This window comes from Trebonia kvetii, from assembly GCF_007827045.1.
In the GTDB taxonomy this organism is placed as follows: domain Bacteria; phylum Actinomycetota; class Actinomycetes; order Streptosporangiales; family Streptosporangiaceae; genus Trebonia; species Trebonia kvetii.
In genome coordinates this window covers 862,792-880,079 of record NZ_RPFW01000004.1, presented here as the reverse complement: position 1 = coordinate 880,079, position 17,288 = coordinate 862,792, and the positions used below count along the sequence as shown (strand labels likewise).

Here is a 17,288-nt window from a genome sequence, read left to right as displayed (position 1 = left end):
CCATTGTGGCTAGTAAGCGTTGAGGAAGGAAACCACCTCGGGGCCTGCGAACTCCGCGCCGTAGCCGGCGTCAAGTACCAGAGCGGCGACCGCCACGTCCTTGTTCGGGTCGAAGGCGATCAGCCAGCTGTTCGGCTTTCCCTGCTTCTGGATGTCCGCGGTGCCCGTCTTGGCGTAGACGGTCGGGCCGAAGCCCATGCCCGCGGCAGTCCCGCGGCTGACGACGGCCTGCATCATTTCCTTGAGGTCCGCGTCCGTGGTGGCCGGCAGCGGCGTGGCCGCCGCCTGCTTGGTCCCCGCCACCAGGATCGGCTGCTTGAACGTGCCGGTGTCCACCGTGGCCGCGACCGAGGCCATGGCGATCGGCGAGGCCGTCAGTGCGCCCTGGCCGAACGCCTCCTGGGCGAGTTCTGAGCCCGACGCGCTAGCCGGCGCGTTGAAGTAGGGCGCGGAGAGACTGCCGATGCCGATGTTCCACTTCTGGTTGAGTCCGAAGTACTTGCTCGCCGTGCCCGCCAGCGCGCCCGTCAGGTGCTGATACTGGCTGGTGAACGCGTTGTTGCACGACTGCGCGAAGTCATCGATGAACGGCGTGCTCGGGGGCTCGGTTTCTCCCTTGTCGTTGTGGAAGGTGTTGCCCGTCACGGTGAACGTCTTCGGGCAGGCGACCGGGGTGCTGGGGGTGAGCACCCCCGCGTTGAACAGCGCCGCCGATGTGATCACCTTCATCGTGGAACCCGGTGAGACCGCGGCCGTCAGCGCGAAGTCGTTGAAGCCGGCGTTGTTGGCGATGGCAAGGATCCTGCCCGTCGACGGCTGGATGACGACCATCGAGCTCTGCTTGTGCATGGCGACCGCGTTCCGCGCGGCGGCCTCGGCGGTGGAGCTGATCGTGGTGGCAAGCGACTGGATGTTCTCCGGGTTGAGAATTTGCGCCTGGCTGCCCTTCACGACCTTGCCCGCGGTGGTCTCGATCTGCACGTCGAGTCCGGGCTTGCCCTGGCCGGGGGGCGCCCCCTTCTTCAGCAGGTTCGCGATGTTGGTGAGACCGGGGTCACCGTAGGAAGTCAGGTCTCCGCCGTTCGCATCGCTGACCATGGTCACCGACGGCGCGACAGACACGGCCATCAGGTGCGTCTTGGCGGTGAGGTTCGGCGCCAGCACGTCGGGCCGCCACGCGACGAACCACACGTTGGAGTTGGCCTGCTGGTAGACGGTGAGCGCCGAGTGGTAGCTCCACATGCCGCGCTCCGCCGACGAGCCCGCGGTCGCCGCGACTGAGGTGGTCACCGCGAAGGTCACCTTCTCGCGCGGGGCGGCGGACGTGCTGCCGGGAACGGCGGTGATGCTGTCCTGCGCGAACGAGAGCGCGCCGGTGTTCAGGTCCTTCGCGAAGGCCGCGAGCCCGGCCGACGCGGCCGCCGGGTGGTCGGTGAGGTTGCCCGCCTTGGCGAGCTTGCCCTTCTTCCAGGCCGTCAGGAACGTCGACGCGACCTGCCGCGCGTCCTGCTGTGGTGTGGAGCCGGTCGGAATCATGCCGGTGGCGGGGATGCCTGGGCCGCGCTTGATCACGAACACGAAGACGAGCGCGGCGGCCACGGCGAGCGCCGTGACACCCGAGATCACCGAGATGAGCACCGTGCGGCGCCTGCCGCCGCCTGTCCGTCCGCGACGGCCGCCGCCGCCACGGCTCCCCTGGCCCGTTCCGTGCCCAGGCGGCTGCGGACCGTAGCCCGGCTGCTGGCCACCCGACGGCTGGCCGCCCGGTGGCTGCTGACCATAGCCGGGTGCGTGTCCCTGCTGGCCATAGTTCTGCTGGCCGTACCCCTGCTGCTGGTAACCCTGCTGGCCGTAACCGGGCTGGACATGGCCCTGCTGGCTGTACTGCTGCTGGCCGTACCCCTGCTGCTGGTAACCCTGCTGGCCGTACCCGGCCTGCCCGTAGCCCTGCTGGCCGTAATTGGGCTGGCCGTAATTGGACTGTGCGTGATTGGACTGGCCGTAATTCTGTTGGCCGTAGCCCTGCTGGCCGTAGCCCTGCGGAGCGGAGGAGGGGGCGCCGTAGCCGTCGGCCCCGTACCCAGGGGTGCCGTACGACGACTGTCCGTAGCGCTGCTGCCCGTGTCCGTCCTGGCCACTGCCCTGCCCGTGCTGACCCTGCGGATATTGCCCGGGAGCAGGCTTGTCCGGCTGCCCGCCTGGCGTCTCCCATGGCGGTGAACTGCTAGGTCTCGGGTCGCTCGTCACTATATGAAAGTACCTACCGCCGTCAATTCCTGATGACTCATCCGCCAAATCATCTGGCCTTGTTGCCGGCGCTAGCTGATCGTGGAGTGAACCACGACCGGCTGGACGTCGGCGCCGTCCACGCTGTCGAAGATGCCCGGAGCGTTCTGGAACTGGCCACTCGGGTTCTTTGTGAGCTTGGAGTACTTGATCTTGAGCTGGCCGCCGCCCGCGTTGACGACGAAGAAGATCGCGCCGCCACCCTCGCGGGCGGTGTTACCGCTCATCGCCGTGCCAGCGATGATCAGGCTGTAGTGATTGCCGTCGGTGTAGATGGCGCCGCCGCTGCCGCCGCCCGGGGTCCCAGCGGACGCGGGGTTCGCGCCCCAGCCGATCGCCTTGTTCTTCGTGAACAGGCTGTTGAACACGCCGAACCTCGCGTAGAGGCCGCTCAGCGCGGCGCCGTTCGAGCAGGAGTTGCCGCTGAAGGTGTCATGGGTGATGTAAACGACGGCCCCCATGTACATGCCGACGGCGCGGATCGCCCCGCCGCCGAGGTCGGGACCGCTGGCGTAGCACCGGTCGCCGGTGAAGACCGAGTTGACGACCTTGAGCTGGCCGCCCTCATCGAAGATGGCGCCGCCGCCGTAGTTCGAGGTGGCGGTCTGCTTGGTGGCCGAATAGGCGTTCTTGAACGTCAGGTTCTGCACGACGAGAAGCGGCCACTGCTGCTCCCAGCAGTCGTTCGTCGTGTACTTCTGCTTCGGGTCGCAGGTGTTCATGTACAGGATCCTGGTCTTGCCCGCCCCGTTCAGCGTGACCTTGCCGCCGCCGTCGAGCACGACCTGATGGCTGGTGTTCACTACCTTGGCCGTGGCGGTCATCGTGATCGTGACCGGCTTGGGCCCGCAGTTGAAGGTGATGATGCCCCCCGCCGCGACCGCCTTGACGACGGCGGCCGACGTGCAACTGGCCGGGGTCCCGTGGCCGATCACCCGGGTGGGGTGCTTGGTGTTCACCGCCCGGCCCGCGGCCGGAACGGCGACGTTGCCCGTCGGATTGCCGACGGCGGGGATCGCGCGCACCGCCGCGGTGCCTACCTGGACTGTGCTCACTGCGCCCGCCGCCGCGCCTGAGCCGAGCACACCAGTGAGCGCGGCAGCGGCCAGGCAGCCCGCCGCCGTCACGAACCCGATCACCATGCCGTAACCACGCCTCGATCGCATGGGCCGCATGCTAGTCCGCCGCGGCCCGCCTGGTCCCGGTGATCACGGAACGCGGTGGGCCCGCGGGACCCTGAGTCACCGGATTGTAGCGCGCGGACCAGCTCGCGTGCCTGGGGGCCGCGATAGAGCACGTCGTCGGCGAGCAGGGCGCCGAACCGGTCCCAGTCGCGGGCCTCGGCCGCGGCCCAGTATTCAGCCACCACGTCATGCGCGCTCATCATGGGGAACGATATCCCCGTCTTCACCGGGCGTGCCGTCGTCATTGCCTGGCGTGTTGCTCCTGCCGCCGTCTCGCATGGCGGCAGCGGTGCAGGCGCGCAGCAGTCGCAGGTCGCCCGCGGCGTCAGTGCTGTCGATGAACTGGTCGGCCGCGCCGGCCGGCGGCAGCCGGCTGATCCGCGGATCGCCGATCGACTCGCGCAACGCGGTGGCGAACCGCGCGCCGCCGATGACCTGGAAGGGGCGGTCGTGGAAGAGGCGGGTGCCGGTGTCGAGGGCGCGGTGAGCCCGAGCCGGTTATGCCGTTCGGCGACGGCTTGGTACGCCCGTGTCAGGTGCCGTTCCCGTTCCTGGTAGCCGCGAGCGGAGATCGCGGCGGTCAGGTCGGCGACGAGGCCCGCATTGCCGGGAAGCCTGGTGAACGCGGTGCCGAGCCACTTGCTGTACGGCGGGTAGCGGCGGTTCATCAGCAGGCACAGCCGCATCAGGTCCCGGGCCAGCCGGGCCGTGAGGACCGCCGAGCCGAGTTCGTCGCCCGCCTCCGCGCACCGGCCAGGGAACGGTTCCTCCTGGTCAACGCGCTGCCACTGGCAGGCGAGCACGTGCCGCCACACGTCGTCGGGGTACCAGGCGAGGGTGTGTCTCGCGCGGGTCAGCTCGCCTGGGTCGTCGTGGAAGACCCGGCCCGTGGTGAACTCGGCAAGCCGCTGCGTCGGGGTGGCCAGCCAGTCGAGCAGGGTGGCGCCGGCGCGCGGGTCGAAGCCGAGCAGCCAGGTCAGCCAGCCGCCGAGTCCGGAGACCATGACGTGATGCCGCGCGGCGCGCGCGGGCTTGCCGCTGAGGGAAAACCTGACCGGGTAGCCGCGGAAGGATCCAGGCAGGCGGCGGGTGAGCATGGCAGTGATCGCTTCGGCGACGCCCGCTGTGTCGCCGACGGCGCGGATGTCGCCGAGCGAGCCGGTGAGCGTGCCGCTTGGCTCGTCGGGCAGCAGGAGTTGCAGGCGCGGGCCCCAGTCGTGGTCGGTTGACCGCTGGGTGTCGAAGCCGGCGACCTCGGAGCCGGGGCCGAGCAGCGCCGCCGCGTACCGGAGCCCGGGGAACTCGTCGGCGAGCAGCGGGCGCACCACGCCGGCGTAGAAGTCGCCGGCGATCTCAAGCCCGGGCACGAACGCGGGAGGCACGGCCACGATCGTAGTGACCCGGATGCCTTCACAGCCGGCGTCCGGGCCACTACGATCGTGGCGCCGGCAGGGTACTCACGCAGAGGAGACTCAGATGACACGCATCGATGTGCGGATTCCGACGAGCGACGGCGTGAGCCCGGGGACGCTGCACGTGCCAGACGGCGCGGGGCCGTGGCCCGGCGTGCTGGTGTTCACCGACATCTTCGGGCCGCGTGAGGTGTTCCTCGAGATGGGCGACCGTCTCGCCGGGCTCGGCTACGTCGCGCTCATCCCCGACATCTACTACCGGGAGGGCGACTACCCGGCGTTCGACACCCGGACTGCGTTCGGGGACGAGAAGGAGCGGAACCGGCTGTTCGCCCTGGCGGGCACGCTGAGCAACGAACGGGTGATCGCCGACGGCAACGACTACGCGGACTTCCTGCTGGCGCGGCCCGAGGTCAGCGGCACGGCGATCGGCGCCCAGGGGTACTGCATGGGCGGTCGGCTGACGCTGGTGGCCGCGGGTGGCCTCGGCGGCAAGCTCGCGGCGGCCGCCTCGTTCCACGCGGCGGGTATCGCCGTCGCCGACGACCCGAACAGTCCGCACCAGGCGGCTGACCAGATCAACGCCGCCGTGTGCGTGGCGGGCTCGGCAGGCGACCCGGGATTCACCGCCGAGCAGGCGGAACTGCTCGGTAGCGCGCTGGCCGCGGCCGGGGTGGAGCACACGGTGGAGAGTTGGCCGGGCGGTCACGGGTTCGCGGTCGCGGACATGCCCGTCTACGACGCGGCACTCGACGAGCGGCACTGGCAGGTGCTGAGCGACCTGTACGCTGAGCGGCTGTCGTAGCCGGGACGTGCCGACGGCCGGTCAGCGGCCGGTGAGGAGGCGGTCCAGGGTAGTGCGGCCGAGGCGGCTCATCACCGGGTTGGTGTCCTTGTAGTACCAGACCAGTCCCATGGCCTGCTGGAAGGCCCACGCCTTGCCGCGCTCCCAGTCCAGGTCGGGGCAGCGCAGGGTGTCGCGGAGCGCCTGGCGGGGCTCGGCGGCCAGCAGGTTCCAGGCGCTGATCAGGTCGAGGGCCGGGTCGGCGGGACCGAAGCTGCCCGGGTCGAGTACGCCGGCCAACCGTCCACCGGCCACCAGCACGTTGCCCGGTGTGAGGTCGCGGTGGCCCATCACGTCTGGGGCCTCCCGCGGTAGTTGCCTGAACTCGCCCCACAACCCGCGCAGCCGGGGCACGTCAAGCAGCCCCTCGCTCCGTTCGAGGCAGGTCTCCATCCAGGCATCGTGGTCCTTGAGATCACCACCGCGGCCGTGTCCGCCGAAGGACCTGCCGCGGGTGCCGATCGCCCGCACTTCGGCGATGAACTCCGCTAGGTCGCGGCCGAACGGAACCGAGCCCGACGGGTCCTCGTCGTCTCCGGTGGCGCCGGGCAGCCAGGTCTGCACCGACCAGGGCAGGGGATAGCCGGGTGCAGGCGCGCCGATGCCGACAGGCTCCGGTACCGGGAACCGGGTCGCCGCGGCGAGTTCGGCGGCGGACGCCGCCTCGGACTCCAGCGCGCGGCGGGCCTTGGCCGGGTCGTCTGGCTCCAGCGGGAAGCGCGCCGCGAGCCGGTCACCGAGGCGGAAGATCGCGTTGACCGTGCCCGACGAGGCGAAGCGCCGGACAGGCAGGTCCCGCCACCGCGGGAACTGCGCCGACACCAGGTCCCGTACCACGTCGTCGGTGATGAGCAGTTCGCCGGGGTGCATGGTCACGGCGGAAAGCTTCGCCGCTCCCCGGCACCAGGCGCAACCCAATATGCGCCCGAAGCGTGACTGTCCGGGCGCGGGGGGCGGCGGGTCCGGCTGGTAGCGGCGGAATGTCGGGGGCGGGGCCTACAGTCGCGGTATGCGATTCGGATTCGTGGTACCGCATGCGAACGCGCGCGCATTCACCGAGTTGGCCGTGCTCGGGGAACGGCATGGCTGGGACGGGGTCTTCACCTGGGAGGCGCTATGGGGTGAGCACGCCTGGGTCACCCTGGGGGCCGCGGCGATGGTGACGAGCAGGATCAGGCTCGGCACGCTGCTCACTCCGGCGTCCCGGTGGCGGCCGTGGGACCTGGCCTCGGCGGTCGGCACCGTCGACCGGCTCAGCGACGGCCGGGCGATGATGAGCGTCGGGCTTGGCGCGATTCACGAGGGGTGGACCGCGTTCGAGGCCGACGAGGGCCGCCGGGCCCGGGCGGAGAAGCTCGATGAGTGCCTGGCCATCTACGACGGGCTGATGCGCGGGCAGCCGTTCTCCTACGACGGCAAGCACTACAGCGCCAAGCCCACCGACTTCAACCTGCCGCAGCCGCCGGTCCAGCGGCCACGCCCGCCGGTCTGGGTGATGGGGACCAAGCTCGCGGGCAAGACCGCGCAGCCGTCGCTGGAACGGGCCGCGCGCTGGGACGGCCTGCTGCCCTCCGTCATGGAGGGGAAGGAAGGGCGTGCCGTCCGGGGGCCCGACGAGCTGGCCGGCCTGGTCGCCGAGGTGCGCGGGATGCGCGCCGCGGCCGGGCTCGCGGATGCCCCGTACGACGTCATCATCGAGGCCGACAGCAGCAGGGAGTTCATCCAGCTCGACCCGCCAGAGCCGGCGACCTGGGAGAAGGCCGGTGCCACCTGGTGGGTGGAGAGCTGGTGGACGATCGAGTCGGGCGCCGAGGGCCTTGCCGAGGTCAGGCGCCGGATCGAGGCCGGGCCGCCGTCCTGACCTCCGGCCGGCCGCCGCGGCGGGCGGCGGCGGCCCAGGTGGTCCGGTCGGCCTTCACCGCGGCCTGGCCTGCCCGGGCGATCCGTGACCCGCGGAGCCAGCTCAGGCCGGCGAGGATCACGGCCGCGGCCGCCAAGAGGGCGAACGTGCCCGGCTTGCCGAGCGGCGCGTTCAGCACGTCCGCGACGTAGGGCATCGCGAAACCCAGGTAGGCGAGCACGTAGTAGCAGGCCACCACGGCGCCCCGGTCGCGCGGCCCGGCCAGCCGCTCCGCCTGGTGCAGACCGCTCACCAGGGACAGCCCGTAGCCGAGGCCGAGGAGCACCGCTGCCACCCCGGCGAGCGGCCGGCTCACCTGCGCCACGGCGGCGATGCTGACGGCCGCGCCCGCCGCCGCGCAGCCAAGGCCCGCGATGATGCCGCCATGTGGGCTGCGCCCGGCCAGGCGGCGGGCGAACGGCTGGATGCCGACACCGGCGCCGAACGCAAGGGCGGTCATCAGCCCGGCGTACCCTGCCGACAGTGACTGGGCGCTCGTCACCTCCTCCGGGAGTACGACGATGGCGAGAGACGCGGTGCCGAACACGAACGGCGCGGCCGGCGCGACCCCCAGCCAGAACGCCCGGGTGCGCAGCGGTGCGGGTGGCGCGGCCGGCCGGCCCGCCGACTGACCGGCGCCGTCCGCCGGGTCGGTGCGCGCCTGGCCTCCGGCCAGGTCCGCGCCTGACGGGGCGGCGTCCGATGCGGCACGAGACGAAATGACAGGCTGCGCCCTGGCGGGACGCGGCGATGCCGGGGCGGTCAGGCCCACTGCGAGGGCTGCGGCGCCCAGCGCCAGGTGCGGCAGGTACGGGACGACGAGCGGGTCGCCCGCCCACTGTGCGAGCAGCGCGGCGACCACGGGGCCGAGCCCGAATCCGGCACTCAGCGCCAGCGCGGCCCGGCGGGCGCTCACCGCGTCGCCGGCGGACAGGTCGAGCACCCAGGCCGTCGCCGGGCCGAAGACCATGCCCGAGCACAGGCCGGCAAGGGCCCGGCCGGCCGCGATCAGCGCCAGGTCGTGCGGTCCGAGTATGAGCAGCAGTGTCGCCAAAGGCGACAGTGCGGCGAATGGCAGCACGCAGGCCCGGCGCCCTACCCGGTCCGATAGCGCTCCGCCGAGCAGCAGCCCGGGAATCAGCGTGGCCGCGTAGATGGCGAACAACCCCGCGATCTCCCCGGGGCCCAGGCCAAGCTCGTGCCGGTACACGATCAGCATCGGGGAGAACTGGTTGGCGCCCCAGCCCACGGCAAACATCAGGAGCGCGACCCGGATCCAGGCGGCGGGGATTGCGAGGCTCATGACTGAGACGCTAGCCGCAGAACCGTCAAAGGCCCGTTTGACGGTTCCAGGCTTAGGGTTGACGGCATGGAGCCCGATGCCGACCTCGCCGCGCTTGGTCACCTCATCGGTGATCAGAATCGAGCGCGGATGCTGCAGATCCTGCTTGGCGGGACACCACAATCCGGGTCCGCGCTGGCGGCCGCGACGGGGATCTCCCGTTCGCTGGCCAGCGCCCACCTGAAGAAACTCACCGCGGGCGGCCTGCTGCGCGCGGAATCCCTGGGCCGCCAGCGGCTGTATTCCATCGCGGGCCAGCCGGTGGCCGACGCGCTCGAGGCGCTGCTGATGCTGGCGCCGGCCAGGCCGGTTCACTCGCTCAGCGGCTCGGCGCGCCGTCGCAGCATGCGCATGGCCCGGACCTGCTACGACCACCTCGCGGGCATCACCGGAGTCGCGATCACCGAGGCGCTCGCCGCCAGGCACGCCATCGGAGAGCGGGACGGCGCCTGGGTCCTCGGCGAGCGGGCCGGCACGGTGTTCGCCGCCGCCGGCATCGACGTCGTCAGTGTGCCGCGCGGCACCCGGCCGCTGCTTCGGCCCTGTGCGGACTGGACCGAGCGCGGCAGGCATCACCTCGCGGGTGCGCTCGGCGCCGCCCTCGCCGCCGATCTCGTCAGGCGGGACTGGGTGCGCCGGCACGACGGCAGCCGGATCGTCACGGTGACCCCGGCCGGGCTCGCCGGCCTCGACGACTGGCTCGGCATTGACCTCGGCCAGCTCAGGGCCACGGCGGCGGCGTGATCAGCCGACACCCTGATCAGCCGACAGCGTGATCAGCCGGCAGCCTGCTCAGTCGGCGGGCTCGAGAAGTTCCGGCATCCGGGACAGCCAGCGCGGCGTCCACCAGTTGGCCCGGCCCATCAGGAACTGACTCGATAGGGACCTTCCCGGACACGCCGAGCAGGGAGCCTCCCCACCCCCACTGGAAGACCGCGACGATGACGCCGTAGGCGGCGCCGATCGAGAAGAGGTTGAGCAGCGCGGCCTTCAGCGCGAGCACCGGGCTGCGGAAGCTCAGCAGGAGCAGCAGGAAGGCGGCGGCGAGGCAGCGTCGTGTCCTGCAGGGTGCTAGCGAGCTGGCGGGTCGCGGCGTCCTGCGGCCGACTGGCCGGGATGACGCTGACGGACAGCACGGCGCCGTCCGGGCTCGGCTGCACCGGGCCGACGGACGCGACGTCCGCCGTCTTGGCGAGGGCGCTGCTCAGCGCCGAACTCAGGGCGCTGACCTGTGCGGACGTGCTGGTTTTGGCCTTGTCAACCTGCACGGCGACGGTGAAGGGACCGTTGGTGCCCACCCCGAACCCATCGCTGATGGCGTCGAAGGCCTGGCGGCTCGAGTAGCTCTCCGGGCTGGCGCCCGCGTCGATGTGACCGAGTCGCAGTGACAGCGGCGAGCGTCGGCGACACGGAGGCGAACGAGGTGGCTGCGGCGACCATGCCGAGCACGCCGAGACCGGCGATCGCGCCGATGACGGCCGTCACGATCGGCAGCCCGGCGGCGATGACGCTGCCGAAGCCGAGCTGCAGCACGATGATCTCGGCGATGATGCCGATGAGTTCCGAGCGCAGGTCGCCGGTCTTCGGCTGGGCGGCCTGGCCGAGCAGGCCGCCATAGCTGACCGCAGGAGGGAACAGGGCCCCGGACAGAGCCGCTAGTCGGCCAGGCGGGCGGGGAAGCCGCCGGTGGCGACCGGGCCCCAGCGGACCGGGGTGACGCGGAGCAGTGACTTACCCTGAGTAATCATGGCTTGCCGGTATTCGGCCCAGTCCGGGTGCTCGCCGGATATCGACCGGTAGTAGTCCACCAGGGCCTCCACCGCCTCCGGCACGTCGAGGACCTCGGCGGTGCCGTCGACCTGGACCCACGGGCCGCCGAAGTCGTCGGACAGGAACAGCACGCTGACGTGTTCCGGGTCGCGCCGGGCGTTGCGGGCCTTGGCCCGCTCCGGGTAGGTCGCGATGACGATCCGGCCCCGCTCGTCGACGCCGCAGGTGACCGGCGACGCCTGCGGGCCGCCGTCCTTCCGCGTGGTGATCACGATGGCCTGATGCCGGCCGCTGATGAACGCGGTCAGCTCGTCGGCGCCGACCGCGGTGTTCGTCGCGATTTTCCTTGGCACGCCGCTCACCCTAACAACCGGACCTGACGGAGGCTGCGAGCGGGCGGCGAGTCAGCCGAACCCGTTCGGGATAATGGGCGGATGGCTGGGACGACACCGGCGCTTGACGCGGCCGGCACCGAGGCACTCGACATCCTTGCGCGGGCGCGCGCCGACCGCCGCCCGTGCCCGCCGGTCCGCACCATCCTGCCGCCAGGCGACGTCGACGCCGCCTACGCAGTGCAGTCCGCCTGGGTGGCTACGCAGCTCGCGGCGGGCGACCGCTTGACCGGACGGAAGATCGGCCTGACCAACGCGGCCGTGCAGGCGCAGTTCGGCGTTGACCAGCCCGACTTCGGCATGCTGCTTGCCAGCATGGACTGCCCGCAGGGCGCGCGCGTCGACACCGGGCGGCTGCTGCAGCCGCGGATCGAGGCGGAGATCGCCTTCATCCTCGCCCGGGACCTCGACGGACCCGACATCGGTCCCGACGACGTGCTCGCCGCGACCGGCGCGGTCGCCGCCGCGCTGGAGATCGTGGACAGCCGGGTCGCCGGCTGGGACATCTCCATCGTGGACACCGTCGCGGACAACGCGTCGGCCGGACTGTTCACACTTGGCCAGGAGCGACGGCCACCCGGCGGGCTTGACCTGGCCGCCTGCCCGATGCTGCTGTGGCGCGGCGCTGAGGAAGTATCACGAGGAACGGGTGCGGCGTCCCTCGGACACCCCACCATTGCCGTCGCCTGGCTGGCGAACACCGCCCGGTCATACGGGCGCCCGCTGCGGTCGGGCGAGATCGTGCTGTCCGGCTCGCTCGGGCCGATTGTCCCCGTCGTGCCGGGCGACGAGTTCACCGCGGAGATCGGCGGCCTCGGCCAGGTGACGGCAGTGTTCGGCTAGTCGCCAGAGTCGCGGCCTGCTAGGGGCCCCGCCGGCTGGGGGCACTGCCGCCGAGGAGGACTGCTGGCTAAGGGCACTGTCGGCTAGGGGCACTGTCGGCTAGGGGCACTGCCCGGCTAGGGGCGCGGCGCGACCGCCGCCGCGGTGAGCGAACCGATGTCGGGGATGCCGGCCAGCGTCATCAGAATGTGCAGTTCCTCGGTGAGCAGCTCGACGGTGCGGCGGACGCCGTGCTCGCCCGCCGCGGCCAGGCCGTAGGCGGCGAGGCGGCCGATGACCACGGCGCTCGCGCCGAGCGCCAGGGCGAGGAAGACGTCGCCGCCGGTGCGCAAACCGCTGTCGAGCAGGACGGGGACGCGGCCCGCCACCTGGGCGGCGATCGCCGGCAGCATATCGAGGCTGGCGGGCGACGGATCTATCTGGCGTCCGCCGTGGTTGGAGACAAGGATCGCGGACGCGCCCGCGCCGATCGCGGCCTCGGCGACCTCGGGGGTGAGGATGCCCTTGGCGATCCACGGCATCTGGTGCCTGGCGGTGGCCTCGGCGAGCTGGTCCCAGGTCCAGGCGGGCACGATCTTGGAGCCGTAGGTGGACGCGACGTTCGGCGAGCAGTCATGGATGACGTTGCCGGCCCAGACCACGGGATCGAATCGGAAGCGCTCCATCCGGTTCCTGGTGCGGAAGCCCATGATCGGGCAGTCCACGGTCACGCACAGCGCGTCGTAGCCTGCCGCCTTGATGCGCTCGGCCGACGCGTCGAAGGAGTCGAACGGATGGAGTTGCGCGATGCGCGCGGCGGACGGAGCCGCCTCGGCGACCTGCTCCCAGGAGAAGCTGCCGACCTCGGGAACGATGGACGCGATCCCCGTCGCGGCGTTGGCGCGGGCCACCGCCAGGTGGCCGTCCCTGGCGAACAGCGCGTCGCCGCCGAACGGGGCGGTGAGCACCGGCACGGACAGCGAGATGCCAAGGAACTCGGTGTTGGTCTTGGGGTCGCCGACGCCGGTCATCGGCTTCGGCTTGATCACCCAGCGGGTGAACGCCTCCCGGTTGGCGCGCAGCGTCTGCTCGGTGCCCGCGCCGCTTTCCAGGTAGACCGCCGCGTCCCGCGGCAGGCGCTCGAGCGCCGCCGCGTGGATCTCTTCCAGGGTCCTGAACTCCCCGTCCTGGGGAAACGCCGAGGTAACCGTCACGATGGCACCCTACCGGCCGTTTGTCATGGCACGCCCTGGCGGTCGCGTTCGCCGGAAAAACTCGTTGTGAGCTGGGCTTGTCCGGCTGGTAGCGTCCTTGGGTGCTGGTGTTCGCCTCGTGACGTGGTCTTTGCTGCCCGACATCTCCCCGCTCCGCGAGTCGGCGGGGTTCCGGGCGATGTTCACCAGCAGGACGGTCGCCTTCCTCGGCTCGCAGGCAGGCGAGGTCGCGATCCTCGTCCAGGCGCAGCGGCTCACCGGATCGCCGCTCGTCGTGGGCACGCTCGGCCTCGCGGAACTGGTGCCGCTGATCGTGTTCGGCCTGTACGGCGGGGTGCTCGCGGACCGGTTCGACCGCCGCAAGCTCATGGTCTGGTGCGAGCCTGGCCTCGCCGCCTGTGCGGGCCTGCTGCTCGTCAACTCGCTGCTGCCGCACCCGCCGCTGTGGCCGCTTTACGTGGTGGCGGCGCTGATGATGGGGATCGCGTCGCTGCAGCGGCCTGCTTTCGAGGCGGCCACGCCGCGGGTGGTCCCGCTCGAGAAGCTGACCCAGGCGTCGGCGGTCATGTCGTTGTCCACCAACGCCAGCGTCCTCCTCGGCTCCTCGCTCGGCGGCGCGCTCGCGGCCGCTCCCGGGCCGTGGCTGGTCTACGCGCTGAACGTGGCCGGCTACGTCGTCTCGTTCGCAATGCTCCGCCGACTGCCGGCGCTGCCGCCGATCACGCCAGGCGCCGACGGCGCCTCGGACGGTTCGAGCGGCCCGGACGGGTCGAGCGGCTCGGACGGCTCGGATGGCGATGGCCCGGCCTCGCGGGCGCCCGCGCTCTCGGAGATCCTAGTCGGCCTGCGGTACGCGATAAGCCGGCGCGACCTGCTTGGCTCCTACCTGGCCGACCTGTCGGCGATGATCTTCGCCTACCCGAACGCGATGCTGCCGTTCCTCGCGCTGGAACTGCACGCGCCGTGGTCCACCGGGCTGCTGTTCGCCGCGCCCTCGGCGGGCGCGCTGATCGTCTCGGCGACCGGCGGCTGGATGCCGCGCATCAGGCGGCACGGCCTGGCCATCGCCGTCGCCGCCGGGTCCTGGGGACTCGCCATGGCCGCGGTCGGCGTGTCCCCCACCCTTTATGTCGCCCTGTTCTTCCTGGCGGTCGCCGGCGGCGCCGACGAGTGCAGCGCGATCTTCCGCGACACCATGTGGAAGCAGTCGATCCCCGATCACCTGCGCGGCCGTATGGCCGGCATCGAGCTGCTCAGCTATGCGGCGGGGCCGCCCACCGGGCAGCTCCGCTCGGGCGCGGTCGCGGCCGTCACCAGCCCGCGGTTCTCGCTCACCTCGGGCGGCCTCGCCTGCGTCGCGGCGGTGGCCGCCGTGCTCGCGGTGCTCCCGGCGTTCCGCGGCTACGTCGCCCCGGTCGGCGCCCCGGCCACCGCGTCGCCCGCTGGCCAGCCGGCCTTGCCTGGAGCCTTACGAATCCAGGACCGCGGCGACGGCTTCGAGCTCCACGAGCTGGTCGGTGTATCCGAGCACGGTGACGCCGATTAGGGTGCTCGGCACATCGTGGCTGCCGAAGGAGTCGCGGATGACGTCCCAGGCGGCCACCAGGTCCTCCCGTCGGCTGGATGCCACAAGGACCCGGGTGTTCAGCACGTCTTCCACCGACGCTCCCGCGTCGGCGAGCGCCGTCCGCATGTTCTCGAAGGCCTTCGCGGCCTGGCCGGCGTAGTCCCCGGGCGCGGCGGTGGTCCCGTCCTCGTTCAGCGGGCAGGCACCGGCCAGGAAAATCAGCCGTGACCCGGCGGGCGCGGTGGCCGCGTAGGCGTACTCGGCGACGGTGGACAGAGACGCCGAGCGGATCAGCGTGACGGCATGCGGCATGGTCGGACGATTCCCTTCCTGGTAGGCGTCGGCGGCTGGCGTCAGCGCTGGCCTCAGTGCCTGTGGCTTGGCGGGACGTCCAGGGCCGGGTTGCGGTCGAAGAAGCCGAACGGCTTGAGCCAGAACGAGACGATATCCGACGGCATCACCGGCCAGTCCTCCGGTCGGGTGATGTGGTGGATGCCGAACACGTACCAGAGCACCACGTCGGTGTTCTCGATCGGCCGGTCCGCCGCGGTCCAGGCGGGCAGGCCGGTGTCGGCGTCCGCCTGGACGGGGAAGTCGCCGCACGGCCAGCGCTCGTCTTGACGGTACGGGGTCACCCACAGGGTGTGCCCAATGACCTTGGCCCGCTGATACGCCGGCGAGGCGGGGTCGAGCAGCGCAGGGAAGGACGCGGCGGGGACCAGCTTGTAGCCGACCGGGGTACCCATCGCGTTCCTGACGGTGTCGTTGACGACCTTCCAGCCGCGCTGGCTGGCCCAGTCGTAGTCCTGCCTGCCCTCGGATTCGGTGCGCAGCGGGGTGCTGGACACGGTCAGGCCCAGCGCGTGCGGGTCGTCGTCGCCGGGCGCGGCGGGGCGGGACTCGGTGACGTAGACCGTGTTACCGGGACCGTCGACGTCCAGGTCCAGCCGGGCGACGATGAAGTGCTGGTGGAACGGGGCGTAGATGCCCTGGTCGACCAGCGTGCCGTTGGCTGGGCGGCTGCCTGGCGCCGCGGTGTGCGAGGTGACCATGATGCCGGTCGCACGGACCTCGCACTCGATCGCGCCGTCCTGGTAGAACCGCCAGTACACCAGGTACTCGTAGTTGGCCACGGTCACGTGGAAGGAGATCACGAGCCGTCTGGCCCGCCGCACCTCGGCGCCTGCCCGCTCGTCCACGTGCTTCCACAGCACGCCGCTGTCCTCCTCGTGCACGCAGATGGCGTTCGGTATCGTCACCGGCTCGCCCTTGGAGTCGTGCACCACCGCGTCCAGGTAGGTGATCTCGCCGAGGCAGTCGCAGCCCAGAGTCAGCGAGGTGGTCATGAAGCCGAGGCCCCACTCGCCGATGTCGAAGGCGGTGCGCCGGTAGTGGTCCGGGCTGGCGTCCCGGTACGGGACCACCATCTCCGCGAACGACAGCCGGTGCGCCACCGAGCGGAGCCGGCCACCGTCGCTGAAGGCCACCTGGTGCAGGACGAGGCCTTCCCGATGGTTGAATCCAAGCCGCAGCCGCCAGTTCTGCCAGCTGAGCAGGGTGCCGTCCAGGGCGAAGCCCGGCCCATCCGGCTGGCTGATGTGCAGCGGCGCCACCTCGCGCAGCCGCATCGGCAGCAGGTCGGGCAGGTACTCCCCCATGATCTGGACATCGTCGCCCGCCGGGCCGCTGTCCTCGAGTTCGAGCAGCGTCATCGTGTTCAGGTCGACGATGGGGTGCAGGCCGGTCAGGTGATGGGCGTAGGGGTTGCCACGCTCGCTGCCCCGGTACCACACGTCGCACCAGCCGATCCGCCGCCCGACGTAGCGGTCGGGGACGAGCGCGGCGCCGTAGGCCCACATGTCGGCGAGCACCCGGGACAGGTCGGTGACACCGCGCCGGGCGAGAGCCTCGAGCACCGCCGGATGGGAGCGCAGCATCGCGTCGCACTCGTGCCACTCGTCGACGGTCATGTTGGGCTGCTGCCCAGGCAGGTGCTCCCAGTCGCTGACCGCGTCGCCGGTCAGCGACACGACCGCGCGATACGCCTGCCCGTCGGCCCGGTTCCAGCAGACGACGATCGCCTCCCGCCGGTCCAGCCGGCCCTCGTCGAGCGCCGGCAGGTCCGTCTTGTCGGGCTCCCGCAGCTCGATGGAGGCGAACCGCCAGCCCTCGCCCACCCCACGGTCGCGCCGCACGATCCCGGCAACCCGGCGAATCTCATCGGCCGTCAGCGGGTCCAGTGGATGGCTCACAAGCGGTCCTTTCCCGTATGGGTGTGGCATCCATACGGCTACAACCGTATGGGTGTGGCATCCATGCGGTTGCGGGGGCTGGTCGCTCCACGATAGGGCCACTCCGTGGATTTCACCACTGCCGGGAAACCAAAGAAGGCCGACCCCAGTGGGGCCGGCCTTCTTTGAATGATGTTCCGGCGGTGTCCTACTCTCCCGCGAGGCCTCCCTCGCAGTACCATCGGCGCTGAAAGGCTTAACTTCCGGGTTCGGGATGGGACCGGGTGTTTCCCTTTCGCTATGGCCGCCGCAACTCTATTGAGA

The 17,288-nt window shown here is 71.3% G+C and carries 17 protein-coding genes and 1 rRNA gene; 7 read left to right on the top strand and 11 right to left on the bottom strand.

All coding sequences use genetic code 11. From position 1 onward, the window contains the following. Positions 1 to 9 precede the first annotated feature (9 nt). The 3 genes from EAS64_RS23965 to EAS64_RS23950 form a co-directional block, all read right to left on the bottom strand. Complete coding sequence (locus EAS64_RS23965; protein ID WP_145856223.1) at positions 10 to 2,247, bottom strand: penicillin-binding transpeptidase domain-containing protein; 2,238 nt, start codon at positions 2,245 to 2,247, stop codon at positions 10 to 12. Positions 2,248 to 2,318: 71 nt separating this feature from the next. Then, positions 2,319 to 3,452 (bottom strand): hypothetical protein, encoded by a 1,134-nt coding sequence (locus EAS64_RS23960; RefSeq protein WP_222849532.1) that lies wholly within the window; start codon positions 3,450 to 3,452, stop codon positions 2,319 to 2,321. Continuing rightward, entirely contained in the window at positions 3,422 to 4,852 is a 1,431-nt protein-coding gene (locus EAS64_RS23950; RefSeq protein WP_246115829.1) for a DUF4037 domain-containing protein, read from the bottom strand. Before EAS64_RS23950 ends, EAS64_RS23960 begins: the two co-directional genes overlap by 31 nt. Positions 4,853 to 4,946: 94 nt before the next feature. On the opposite strand from EAS64_RS23950, the gene EAS64_RS23945 reads away from it, so the two are divergent. After that, the gene (locus EAS64_RS23945; protein WP_145856219.1) at positions 4,947 to 5,687 is read left to right on the top strand and encodes a dienelactone hydrolase family protein; all 741 of its coding nucleotides are present in this window, start codon (positions 4,947 to 4,949) and stop codon (positions 5,685 to 5,687) included. A gap of 21 nt (positions 5,688 to 5,708) precedes the next feature. Here EAS64_RS23945 and EAS64_RS23940 read toward each other — a convergent pair whose 3' ends face one another. Continuing rightward, positions 5,709 to 6,596: a phosphotransferase gene (locus EAS64_RS23940; protein WP_145856734.1), complete on the bottom strand. Its 888-nt coding sequence runs from the start codon at positions 6,594 to 6,596 to the stop codon at positions 5,709 to 5,711. Positions 6,597 to 6,735: 139 nt separating this feature from the next. On the opposite strand from EAS64_RS23940, the gene EAS64_RS23935 reads away from it, so the two are divergent. Next, positions 6,736 to 7,587: an LLM class flavin-dependent oxidoreductase gene (locus tag EAS64_RS23935; RefSeq protein ID WP_145856217.1), complete on the top strand. Its 852-nt coding sequence runs from the start codon at positions 6,736 to 6,738 to the stop codon at positions 7,585 to 7,587. On the opposite strand, the gene EAS64_RS23930 is transcribed toward EAS64_RS23935, so the two are convergent. Then, a complete protein-coding gene (locus EAS64_RS23930) occupies positions 7,553 to 8,929 on the bottom strand; it encodes an MFS transporter (protein ID WP_145856215.1) in 1,377 nt (458 codons plus the stop codon). The two genes, EAS64_RS23935 and EAS64_RS23930, sit on opposite strands and share 35 nt — an antisense overlap. 66 nt (positions 8,930 to 8,995) lie before the next feature. On the opposite strand from EAS64_RS23930, the gene EAS64_RS23925 reads away from it, so the two are divergent. Beyond that, positions 8,996 to 9,712, top strand: a complete 717-nt coding sequence (locus EAS64_RS23925) for an ArsR/SmtB family transcription factor (protein ID WP_145856213.1) — start codon at positions 8,996 to 8,998, stop codon at positions 9,710 to 9,712. A 16-nt stretch (positions 9,713 to 9,728) separates the two neighbouring features. Here the strand turns inward: EAS64_RS23925 and EAS64_RS44965 are convergent, their stop codons facing one another. Continuing rightward, positions 9,729 to 9,971: a hypothetical protein gene (locus EAS64_RS44965; RefSeq protein ID WP_222849530.1), complete on the bottom strand. Its 243-nt coding sequence runs from the start codon at positions 9,969 to 9,971 to the stop codon at positions 9,729 to 9,731. A gap of 53 nt (positions 9,972 to 10,024) precedes the next feature. Here EAS64_RS44965 and EAS64_RS44960 point away from each other — a divergent pair, with 53 nt between their 5' ends. Both EAS64_RS44960 and EAS64_RS46080 read left to right on the top strand, forming a co-directional pair. After that, entirely contained in the window at positions 10,025 to 10,312 is a 288-nt protein-coding gene (locus tag EAS64_RS44960) for a hypothetical protein (protein ID WP_222849585.1), read from the top strand. A gap of 40 nt (positions 10,313 to 10,352) precedes the next feature. Beyond that, entirely contained in the window at positions 10,353 to 10,586 is a 234-nt protein-coding gene (locus EAS64_RS46080) for a hypothetical protein (RefSeq protein ID WP_246115828.1), read from the top strand. Positions 10,587 to 10,623: 37 nt separating this feature from the next. On the opposite strand, the gene EAS64_RS23915 is transcribed toward EAS64_RS46080, so the two are convergent. Continuing rightward, positions 10,624 to 11,091, bottom strand: coding sequence for a PPOX class F420-dependent oxidoreductase (locus EAS64_RS23915; RefSeq protein ID WP_145856211.1), 468 nt, complete (start codon positions 11,089 to 11,091; stop codon positions 10,624 to 10,626). 81 nt (positions 11,092 to 11,172) lie between these two features. Between EAS64_RS23915 and EAS64_RS23910 the strand changes: the two genes are divergently transcribed. Further along, a complete protein-coding gene (locus tag EAS64_RS23910) occupies positions 11,173 to 11,973 on the top strand; it encodes a 2-keto-4-pentenoate hydratase (protein ID WP_145856210.1) in 801 nt (266 codons plus the stop codon). 116 nt (positions 11,974 to 12,089) lie between these two features. Here EAS64_RS23910 and EAS64_RS23905 read toward each other — a convergent pair whose 3' ends face one another. Continuing rightward, positions 12,090 to 13,166 carry an alpha-hydroxy acid oxidase gene (locus EAS64_RS23905; protein WP_222849528.1) on the bottom strand — a complete coding sequence of 359 codons (1,077 nt, stop codon included), beginning with the start codon at positions 13,164 to 13,166 and terminating at the stop codon, positions 12,090 to 12,092. Between the two features lie 118 nt (positions 13,167 to 13,284). Here EAS64_RS23905 and EAS64_RS23900 point away from each other — a divergent pair, with 118 nt between their 5' ends. Continuing rightward, the gene (locus EAS64_RS23900) at positions 13,285 to 14,712 is read left to right on the top strand and encodes an MFS transporter (protein WP_145856207.1); all 1,428 of its coding nucleotides are present in this window, start codon (positions 13,285 to 13,287) and stop codon (positions 14,710 to 14,712) included. Here EAS64_RS23900 and EAS64_RS23895 read toward each other — a convergent pair. The 3 genes from EAS64_RS23895 to rrf form a co-directional block, all read right to left on the bottom strand. After that, positions 14,635 to 15,045: a RidA family protein gene (locus EAS64_RS23895; protein ID WP_145856205.1), complete on the bottom strand. Its 411-nt coding sequence runs from the start codon at positions 15,043 to 15,045 to the stop codon at positions 14,635 to 14,637. The two genes, EAS64_RS23900 and EAS64_RS23895, sit on opposite strands and share 78 nt — an antisense overlap. A 53-nt stretch (positions 15,046 to 15,098) precedes the next feature. Then, positions 15,099 to 16,985 (bottom strand): primary-amine oxidase, encoded by a 1,887-nt coding sequence (locus EAS64_RS23890; RefSeq protein WP_222849527.1) that lies wholly within the window; start codon positions 16,983 to 16,985, stop codon positions 15,099 to 15,101. A 174-nt stretch (positions 16,986 to 17,159) separates the two neighbouring features. Next, positions 17,160 to 17,276: ribosomal RNA gene (gene rrf / locus EAS64_RS23885) — 5S ribosomal RNA — on the bottom strand. Positions 17,277 to 17,288: the final 12 nt, after the last annotated feature.

Coding starts and splice junctions, on each gene's coding strand:
- EAS64_RS23960 (WP_222849532.1), bottom strand. CDS start 3,452: ATGCGATCGAGGCGTGGTTACGGCATGGTGATCGGGTTCGTGACGGCG.
- EAS64_RS23945 (WP_145856219.1), top strand. CDS start 4,947: ATGACACGCATCGATGTGCGGATTCCGACGAGCGACGGCGTGAGCCCG.
- EAS64_RS23940 (WP_145856734.1), bottom strand. CDS start 6,596: ATGCACCCCGGCGAACTGCTCATCACCGACGACGTGGTACGGGACCTG.
- EAS64_RS23935 (WP_145856217.1), top strand. CDS start 6,736: ATGCGATTCGGATTCGTGGTACCGCATGCGAACGCGCGCGCATTCACC.
- EAS64_RS23930 (WP_145856215.1), bottom strand. CDS start 8,929: ATGAGCCTCGCAATCCCCGCCGCCTGGATCCGGGTCGCGCTCCTGATG.
- EAS64_RS23925 (WP_145856213.1), top strand. CDS start 8,996: ATGGAGCCCGATGCCGACCTCGCCGCGCTTGGTCACCTCATCGGTGAT.
- EAS64_RS23910 (WP_145856210.1), top strand. CDS start 11,173: ATGGCTGGGACGACACCGGCGCTTGACGCGGCCGGCACCGAGGCACTC.
- EAS64_RS23895 (WP_145856205.1), bottom strand. CDS start 15,045: ATGCCGCATGCCGTCACGCTGATCCGCTCGGCGTCTCTGTCCACCGTC.